The organism is Pseudomonas sp. P4795 (assembly GCF_048822895.1).
Taxonomy (GTDB): Bacteria; Pseudomonadota; Gammaproteobacteria; order Pseudomonadales; family Pseudomonadaceae; genus Aquipseudomonas.
Window position 1 is genome coordinate 1 of the sequence record NZ_JBMFBT010000027.1, and the last position, 1,839, is coordinate 1,839.

Below are 1,839 nucleotides of genomic sequence, written 5' to 3' on the forward strand. Positions count from 1 at the left end.
GCGATGAAATCCTCAGAAATCATAGCAAGGGTTCGCGAAAGCGTTTTTACACACTCTGGGCCGTATGCGGTCGCTTGGGAACGTCCGCTTTTGGCCGATTCCTGCCTCTGGCGACAGATAGACAGTACGCCGTTTATGTTCAACAGGCCCCCAGGCCTCGCCCAGGTGAGGGTGCCTTTTTGTTCGATGTCGGAACCCAGATCCCCCGGGCCTGGTCTACAGCCCAGTGGCATCTGGTTTCCCGCAACAACGATTATTCATTCGAACAGCGAGGCGATATGTCGTACGTCTATGCAGGTCTGGCCACGGTGAGTGTGCTGGCCCTTTACCGGGGCCAACCGCCGGTCGAGCGGACGACGCTTGAATGCCCGGTGCGGGTGAGTCACGCCGGCCCCGGCCGCGCGCGCATCGAGCTGCAGCGCTACTTGTGGAGGCCTAAGGAGGCCAATGCACTGCGCGTCATCCTGCCCGATGGGCAGCTGGTGCAAGGCGCCATCATCGACGCCTGCAATGAAGTGACCGGCGGCTGGCTGCTGATCGACGTCACCCCGCACGAACTGGTGCCTGAACAGCCGCCAACGCCAACGGCTGGAAATGCAGTAAGCATGAATGACACCTTATCCGAGTTGAGCCTGCCGGCCGCACTTCGCACTCAGGCGTCTGCCTTGCTGGACATCATCAATGGCGCGAGCAACCGGGACGAGCTACTGCGCGCAGTTGGCCGCGCCGAGGGGTTTGTCCTGGGCCTCGAAACCCTGGACGCGCGAAACGCGATCGATGTGCAGAACCTCTATGTCGTGGTGGAGGCAGCCGCCCATCGGCGCCAAGCGGAGCTGGGCGCATGATAGGGGAGGGCAATCACTAAGAGGTGCTGCGCGCGGTAGGCGAGTCCCAGCAGGTGCGGATTGCCTTAGGGCATAGCGGGGGCCGGAGTAGGCCGCGACATGCCATCTGCGAACGCATCACACGCTTGATTCTGTGGCCTAGAGCGGTCTGTGCGGTCTTAAGAAGGGGTTCGAATCCCTATCCAGTACGATCGATCGCTGCAATGAACCGATAGCTGCCGTCTGCGAAAGGGAGCTACCGGCCAGAAGCGACGATACGCGGCCGGCAGCAATCGGCCACAAGCGGTCATCGCGCGTCTAAGAAACTAGGGGCGAAGCAGATGACGTCGGCTGAAACCTATTGTTAGGTAACTGCTAACACCTTTAGCCTCTCGCGTATGGTCTGGCAGAGCGCGTTAAACCGCTCGGGTTGATGCTCCTCATAGAAAAAAATCCCCTTGCTACGTGCCGGTGCCGCAATCATCGCGGATACTGACCCATCAATTGCATCAACAATAGATTTGCGGTCTATGGAGAATTGGTCTGAGTTGAAGTGAATAAAATCGTTTCTGGACTTATTTAGCCAGCTTATCAGGTCCCTATCTATTCCGGATTCTTGACCAAATAGTCTGTCGTACAGCTCCATAAAATAGTCGAGCTGAGGATCAGGTAAATCCTCGTTTTTTTCATAGGCCTCTAACCACTTTTTGAGGTGCTTCGGCTTCCACGTATCAAAACCTGCGCTGCCTCTAAGCGCAATGCATACAGCACCCTGTAGCGCAGAATGAGCAGCGATGAGCGCCCACTTCCAAGAGGTTGCCGTCATCGGCGCCCCTTGAATGTGAGCAAGAAGTTGCTCAAGAGATGTTTCCAGATCGATAAAACGATCAAACCGAATAAAGCCTTCCATGTTGTGCCAACCCTTCATGGTGCCTAATGGAGCGACTCCCTAAGACTGCCGTATTCGCAGGATCGCATCTGTTAACGCTCGTGCATTTGTGTCCAGTGTTTCCAA

General features: G+C 56.6%; 2 protein-coding genes. One reads left to right on the plus strand and one right to left on the minus strand.

Annotation, left to right across the window (positions count from 1 at the left end; translation table 11 throughout):
• A partial coding sequence (locus ACOI8A_RS28225) for a hypothetical protein (protein ID WP_420657992.1) occupies nt 1–845 on the plus strand: 845 nt, incomplete at its 5' end.
• 343 nt (nt 846–1,188) lie between these two features.
• Here the strand turns inward: ACOI8A_RS28225 and ACOI8A_RS28230 are convergent.
• Nucleotides 1,189–1,734 (minus strand): hypothetical protein, encoded by a 546-nt coding sequence (locus tag ACOI8A_RS28230; protein ID WP_420650416.1) that lies wholly within the window; start codon nt 1,732–1,734, stop codon nt 1,189–1,191.
• Nucleotides 1,735–1,839 lie beyond the last annotated feature (105 nt).